Genomic DNA, 6,526 nt, shown 5'->3' with positions numbered 1-6,526 from the left:
ATGATCTGATCACAAGATTTACGAAAGGTTCCCTGATTTAGTCAACAACGCCGCGAAACCCTTGAATTTGTGCCCGCTTATATTAAAACCATTCGCCCGAAGTATACGTGCCGACATTGTGAAAATAGTGGGATTGAAAGTCAAATAAAAATGGCACCAATGCCCGCCACAGCAATCCCATAAAAGTATAGCTACCGCGAGTTTGCTGGGCCCGCTATTCATGCTGATGGAATGCCGCTAAAAGTAATCAAAGCCGAAAAAGCGACAAGCTATATGTGGGTATATTGCTGTGGAACCGATGCATTAGGTAGTAACACCAATATTGTGTTATTCGATTACCATAATAGTCGTAGAGCCCAATGTACAATTGATATTCTTGATGGCTATAAAGCGTATGAATCAACGCAAGCGATACTGGTCGCCTGTCTTGCACATATTCGTCGTAAATAAGCTGCAAGGAAAAAAGAAATGGGGAAAGTGGATATCGTATTGCATTTAATTGGAAAGTTATACGAAATAGAAAAACGAATTAAGGGCAAATCTGTCGAAGAAAAATTAGTAATCCGACAGTCACAAGTTAAGCTGATCGTAACCACACTACATAACTGGCTCATCGAGAATAAAGAAAAAATCCCACCGCTATCTTGAAGATGGCAGGTTAAGTATTGACAATAACCGAGCAGAGCGGGCAGCGAAGTCCTTTGTGATAGGTCGTAAGGCTTGGCTGTTCTCGTACACCGATACTGGTGCGAACGCGAGTGCGATTTTATACAGTTTGGTTGAAATAGCAAAAGCGAATAATCTTATTTTTCATGATTATATCGCAACCTGCTTACAGTTGATTGCTGAAAAACCGAATGATATTGACGCGTTGCTGCCATGGAATATTAAGCGTAGCTAGGTGTAGCTTTCTTATAGTTCCTCTAAGCTTTCTTTAAAGACAAATATTACACTGCTTTGAGTATTTGTGGAGATATTTGGACATAGGCAATATGGCTTATATCCAAATAGAAATAAGATTACTAAAGGATTTGATTAAGAATATGATCTGCCTTAATTCGCTTAATTCGTTTAATTAAGCGTTTAACGTCAATTGGATAGCTATCAAGCTTATCTATTTGTTTGTAAGAGCCAATAAGTTGTGTATGTTCAAGAATGACATCTAATTCAATTTGTTTATCTTTTACTAATAGTTTCTCTGGATCTTGAAGTAGAAGCCCATTTTCTAAGTCAAGTTTCCAGGCTCTAGGATTTAGATTACTTCCTGTAATTAGAGTATATTCATTATCTACCCACATTCCTTTTAAGTGAAAGCTATTTTTTCCGTGCTTCCAAAGGTGTAGAGATAATTTTCTATTCGCAATTGATGTTTCGTTGGCCTTAGCGAAATTCCTTAGATTTATTTCATATAGATAAGGTAACCCTGCAATAGTTCTAAACTCTTCCTCGGGTGAAATATAAAAATCATTTGCAGTTTTATCACCGACAATAATCGTAACTTTTACCCCTCGACGTAAAGCTTTCTTAAGCTCTTTAGCGATAGGTTTTGGAAAGTTAAAATAAGGAGTGCATATTGTGATTTCAGAAGTCGCAGACGCTAATAGAAGGACAATATGATTATTAAGCTTGTTTCCTTTGCGACCTAAACCAACTAATGGTGTTATACCTACTTCACCTGATTTTCTCATTTGAGGAGTAAATTGGTAATTAGTCAACTCTAACTGTTTTCTAAGTTCTTTAATTGCAGGTTTTAATGATTTTGTTTCTGGTCTAATTTGCTGTGATAAACAATTAACAGCAGGACTAGCAATTAACGTTTTTTTAATAAACGAGACCATTGAATTTGCTAAAAATGAATTATTAAAAACATGGTAACGATCAAAGCGATATTTTTCGTTATAGGCAAGGTATACATCGTTTAAGCTTGCGCCACTATAAACGATGGTATCATCAAAAATGAAGCCTTTTAAATGTAACACGCCGAAAACTTCTTTGTTTCTAACTGGAACACCAAGAACATTAATAGGGTGTTTATATTTTTCTGAAAATTCGCGATATAGTGCTGCGTTACCATCGCTTTTTTCTGCCCCAATAAGTCCTCTTTGTGCTCTATGCCAATCAACAAGTACATTAACCTCTAATGAAGGCTTTTTTTGTTTTGCTTCGTAGATCGCAGTAAATATTTCTCTTCCAGCATCATCATCTTCTAGATAGAGTGCGACGATATATATTCGTTGCTGCGCATTTTCTATTTGCTTGAGTAATTCGTACCGAAAATCTGCTGCTGTATGAAGTATTTTTATATTCTCAGGATTTTGAGACAACACAGGGAGCTTAGATAGCTGTTCTTTACTTTCTTGAGGGTTTAAGTTCATAACGTGTCATTAAATTATCAATATTAGGAAGTCGATTTTAGCAAATTTAGCTAGTATTGCCGAGAGTAATATCTAATTGTGGCTTTTTTTATAGATCAAGAGATCCAAATTTTTACCACTACTTGTATAACGTTCATGTTTAGTTTGAATAACATGAGGAGAAGTATCAATGTTAGTATGAGTGAATCCATTCTGTATATAAAATGAGCTCAGCTTTGGTTCACATAAGCAATAGCATTTTTTTGATGTAATGAAGTCGTCAATATGCTGAAGAAGGTAGGAAGCTAACTTTTTTCCTCTCATTTCTTCTATGATCATCATACCAGTAAGAAAATGGCAATCTTCATAATTTTTGACCCGCATAGCACCAATTATGATGCTGTCATTTTCTAGCGTGATGATATCTTCTTTACCTTTTGGTTTTCCAGATGGATAGTTAGACTTGTAAAGTTTATGCAAAAGCGGAAGGCGTAATTTATCTAAGTGAGACACAGTAAGATTCATTAGTTGTTTTCTATGATAGTTAATATGGATTAAGTTAGAATGTACTTAATCTTATTCATTAAATACAGCATTATGAAAATTTTACCAAGTAAGAATCTTAAGCCCTACAACAGCTTTTCAGTGAATCAACATGCTGATTTGATTATTGAAGCTAATACCATTCAAGATCTTATTGATATTTGGGCCGATGATAAATATTCAACAATGATTAAGTTGCCTTTAGGGCGAGGGAGTAACACTCTATTTTGTAATGATTTTAATGGAATCGTTGTTCTTAATCGGTTATATGGAAAATCGATAGAAGAGACCGAAATAGATTATTTGCTTAAAGTCGCAAGTGGCGAGGACTGGCCTAAGCTTGTCGAATGGTGCATTGCTCAGAGTCTTCCAGGAATGGAAAATTTAGCGATGATCCCTGGTTGTGCTGGATCTGCACCGATTCAAAATATTGGCGCTTATGGTCTTGAATTAAAAGACATATGTGACTCTGTTGAATATTTAGACCTTGAAAGCTTAGAGCTTAAAACATTAAATAATACGGAATGTTTATTTGGCTATAGAGATTCTATCTTTAAAAATGCGTTGAAAGATAGATGTATCATTACCTCTATAACGCTTCGTCTTACTAAAGAATGGACTCCTCGATTATCATATGGACCATTAGATGGTTTGAGGAACGCTAAAACAACAGTAAGGGATGTATTTAATACAATTTGTGATATTCGTTCGCGGAAATTACCAGACCCCTGCATTCTTGGTAATGCTGGGAGTTTCTTTAAAAACCCAGTAATTTCGGACGAACACTATTTATATTTGTGTGATATTTATTCTGATTTACCTGCATATAATGTTGATAATGGTAAGAAAATCGCAGCAGGTTGGTTGATCGATAATGCAGGCCTTAAAGGCTTTAGTATTAACGAAGCTCAAGTACATAAAGAACAAGCTTTAGTACTCGTTAATAATGGCCATGCGACCGCTAGTGATATTTTGCAATTAGCTAATCATGTTAAAGACATTGTTTTTGAGAAGTATCAAATAGAACTTGAACATGAAGTTAGATTTTATGCTGATGGTAAAGAAACATTTCTATCGGAGTTGTTTGATGAAAGAACATGTTAAAAAATTAGCTATTTTAAAATTGCTTAGCGATGGTAAATTTCATTCGGGTGAAGATCTTGGTGAAAAATTAAATGTATCCCGTGCAGCGATAAGTAAGCATATATCGGTAATTCAAGAATGGGGTCTTGAGATCTATAGGCTTAAAGGAAGAGGTTATGCTCTTTCTACGCCAATAGAGTTATTGAGAGATGAGCTGATTAGCCATAGTCAGCTTCCTGACCCTGAGTTATTGGGTGTGGTTGATTCTACAAATCAATATCTGTTAAATAATATGACTATGCTAGAAAATGGGCAATCTTGCTTTGCTGAGTATCAATCGGCAGGTAGGGGAAGGAGAGGAAGACGTTGGGTCTCTCCATTTGGTAGTAATATATATTGTTCTCTCTACTGGTGTTTAGATGATGGTCTTGCTGCAACTATGGGGCTAAGTTTAGCTATTGGTATTGCTGTTGTTGATGCATTAGAAAGTTTAGGTTGTGAAAATTTAAAATTAAAATGGCCAAATGATATTTATTGGAATAATCGAAAGCTAGCTGGTATCTTGATTGAACTCTCAGCTCAATCTGGAGGCGCAGCACATATAGTTATTGGTGTTGGAGTTAATGTGGAATTAGATGAAAGATTTAATTCTGAAATAGGACAACCTTGGATTGATTTAAAAACTATTTTAAATCAATCAAATATAAGAAATAAACTAGCTAATGAACTATTGAAATCGTTATTTAATGTGATGAAAGAGTTTGAATGTTCGGGGTTGTCAACGTTCATTGATAAATGGAATCAATTAGATAATTACATTAATCAAGAAATTTCATTACAGATGGGGAATAAGCTAGTTACTGGTATCTGTTCTGGGATTGATTATCAAGGCGCTCTTTTACTTGCGGTTGATGGCAAAGTAACCCCTTATAGCGGTGGTGAAATATCAATTAAGAAAAGTTGATTATTTTCTTATAGCTACTTGATTAATTGAATGGTTCTTCCCTTTTGAAAGTATTAAATTTGCCCTCTTTTTTGTAGGTAAAATATTTTCTTCTAAATTTAAACCGTTTATGGTGTCCCAAATATGTTGGGCTTTCTTAATTGACTCCTGAGGAGATAACTCAGTGTAATGTGAAAAGTATGAACCACTTTTTTTGAATGCACTTTCTCTGAGCTTTAAAAAGCGTTTAACATACCATTCTTTTAATTGTTCACGTGAAGCATCGACATAAATAGAAAAGTCTAAGAAATCAGAAACAAAGCTATGATAATGCTTGTTAGGGTAGTCATAACTATTTTGTAATACATTTAATCCTTCAATAATTAAGATGTCAGGTGATTCGATTATTTTACATTGATTAGTAATGTCGTAAGTTAGGTGGGAATATATTGGGGCTGAGACTGATTTTGCACCTGACTTTACATCGGCAACAAAAGTCACAAGAGATGGAGTGTCATATGATTCTGGAAACCCTTTTCTATGCATGATGTTTTTTTCTATCAATGTTTTATTTGGATATAGGAAACCATCGGTAGTTATTAATTGTGTATCTAGTTTTGGTAATGCTTGCTTTAACAGGGTTTGTATTATGCGAGCTGTAGTACTTTTGCCTACTGCAACACTTCCGGCAATACCAATAATGAAAGGTGTATTTATATCTTGGTGAGTGAGAAATTGCTCTAGGATGACATTCTTTTCCCTATGACTTTCTATGTGTAATTGAAGTAAGCGAATTAGAGGTAAGTATATTTCACTGACTTCTTCAATATTTATATATTCATTAATCCCTCTTAAATGTGTTAACTCTTTTTCAGTAAGTGTCATTGGAGTTGATTTGCGTAATTCAGCCCAGCATTCACGAGTAAAGGTTAAATAAGAGTTCACGTGGTTCACCTAGTGGATTAATGAATGCTGAACAATACAATAAGGTTGTATAAGAAAAAAGTAGTCTTATCACTTTTAAGTTATGCTTTTGGATAGATTAAGGGCATTTAACCTAAAAACGTAAAAAAAAACGTTTTATTTGATTTTTCAGTTGCATGATATTTCTAGATTAACTAGAATGCGCACCAATTGTGCCGACTTAGCTCAGTAGGTAGAGCAACTGACTTGTAATCAGTAGGTCACCAGTTCGACTCCGGTAGTCGGCACCATCTTATCTTATTTATGTAATCATAAAGAAGTAAGAAACTTAAATGTGGAGGGGTTCCCGAGTGGCCAAAGGGAGCAGACTGTAAATCTGCCGCGAAAGCTTCGATGGTTCGAATCCGTCCCCCTCCACCATATTCAAGGTAAAATAGCTCTGTCGAGTTACATTGCGTGCATCGTATAATGGCTATTACCTCAGCCTTCCAAGCTGATGATGCGGGTTCGATTCCCGCTGCACGCTCCATCTCCTATTTTTCCTTTATAATTTTTTCAAATATATTTTTTTGGTTACGTGGTCATTTAATATACCACCAATAGCCGTACCTAGAGGGACTATCATGTCTAAAGAAAAATTTGAACGTACGAAACCGCACGTAAACGTTGGTACTATCGG

At 35.3% G+C, this 6,526-nt stretch carries 6 protein-coding genes, 3 tRNA genes and 1 pseudogene; 7 read left to right on the top strand and 3 right to left on the bottom strand.

The window, feature by feature from the left end; genetic code table 11:
- Positions 1-231: 231 nt before the first annotated feature.
- Both Q1K78_RS16735 and Q1K78_RS16730 read left to right on the top strand, forming a co-directional pair.
- Positions 232-694 (top strand): annotated as a pseudogene (locus tag Q1K78_RS16735) (transposase); the annotation flags it as partial.
- A gap of 9 nt (positions 695-703) precedes the next feature.
- On the top strand, positions 704-901 hold the full coding sequence (locus Q1K78_RS16730) for a transposase domain-containing protein (RefSeq protein ID WP_300181500.1): 198 nt from the start codon (positions 704-706) through the stop codon (positions 899-901).
- Positions 902-1,022: 121 nt separating this feature from the next.
- Here Q1K78_RS16730 and pssA read toward each other — a convergent pair whose 3' ends face one another.
- Together pssA and Q1K78_RS16720 are read right to left on the bottom strand one after the other, a co-directional pair.
- Positions 1,023-2,375, bottom strand: coding sequence for a CDP-diacylglycerol--serine O-phosphatidyltransferase (gene pssA, locus Q1K78_RS16725; protein ID WP_300181498.1), 1,353 nt, complete (start codon positions 2,373-2,375; stop codon positions 1,023-1,025).
- Positions 2,376-2,447: 72 nt separating this feature from the next.
- Positions 2,448-2,867 carry a GNAT family N-acetyltransferase gene (locus Q1K78_RS16720; RefSeq protein ID WP_300181496.1) on the bottom strand — a complete coding sequence of 140 codons (420 nt, stop codon included), beginning with the start codon at positions 2,865-2,867 and terminating at the stop codon, positions 2,448-2,450.
- Positions 2,868-2,951: 84 nt separating this feature from the next.
- On the opposite strand from Q1K78_RS16720, the gene murB reads away from it, so the two are divergent.
- Both murB and birA read left to right on the top strand, forming a co-directional pair.
- Positions 2,952-4,001 carry a UDP-N-acetylmuramate dehydrogenase gene (murB, locus tag Q1K78_RS16715; RefSeq protein ID WP_300181494.1) on the top strand — a complete coding sequence of 350 codons (1,050 nt, stop codon included), beginning with the start codon at positions 2,952-2,954 and terminating at the stop codon, positions 3,999-4,001.
- Positions 3,985-4,944, top strand: coding sequence for a bifunctional biotin--[acetyl-CoA-carboxylase] ligase/biotin operon repressor BirA (gene birA / locus Q1K78_RS16710; RefSeq protein ID WP_300181492.1), 960 nt, complete (start codon positions 3,985-3,987; stop codon positions 4,942-4,944). The genes murB and birA overlap by 17 nt, the downstream gene beginning before the upstream one ends.
- Here birA and coaA read toward each other — a convergent pair whose 3' ends face one another.
- Positions 4,945-5,868 carry a type I pantothenate kinase gene (gene coaA / locus Q1K78_RS16705; RefSeq protein ID WP_300181490.1) on the bottom strand — a complete coding sequence of 308 codons (924 nt, stop codon included), beginning with the start codon at positions 5,866-5,868 and terminating at the stop codon, positions 4,945-4,947.
- 193 nt (positions 5,869-6,061) lie between these two features.
- On the opposite strand from coaA, the gene Q1K78_RS16700 reads away from it, so the two are divergent.
- From Q1K78_RS16700 to Q1K78_RS16690, 3 genes are all read left to right on the top strand, one after another.
- A tRNA-Thr gene (locus Q1K78_RS16700) sits at positions 6,062-6,137 on the top strand.
- A 46-nt stretch (positions 6,138-6,183) separates the two neighbouring features.
- Positions 6,184-6,267 (top strand) — tRNA-Tyr (locus Q1K78_RS16695).
- A 34-nt stretch (positions 6,268-6,301) separates the two neighbouring features.
- Positions 6,302-6,376: transfer RNA gene (locus Q1K78_RS16690), tRNA-Gly, on the top strand.
- The last annotated feature ends 150 nt before the right edge of the window (positions 6,377-6,526 follow it).

This window comes from uncultured Aliivibrio sp., from assembly GCF_946479765.1.
In the GTDB taxonomy this organism is placed as follows: Bacteria; Pseudomonadota; Gammaproteobacteria; order Enterobacterales; family Vibrionaceae; genus Aliivibrio.
The sequence above is the reverse complement of the archived record's forward strand: the minus strand, read 5'-3'. Positions and strand labels throughout refer to the sequence as shown.

What these genes read in the sequence shown, in the direction of transcription:
- pssA (WP_300181498.1), bottom strand. Translation starts at nt 2,375, where the DNA reads ATGAACTTAAACCCTCAAGAAAGTAAAGAACAGCTATCTAAGCTCCCT.
- murB (WP_300181494.1), top strand. Translation starts at nt 2,952, where the DNA reads ATGAAAATTTTACCAAGTAAGAATCTTAAGCCCTACAACAGCTTTTCA.
- birA (WP_300181492.1), top strand. Translation starts at nt 3,985, where the DNA reads ATGAAAGAACATGTTAAAAAATTAGCTATTTTAAAATTGCTTAGCGAT.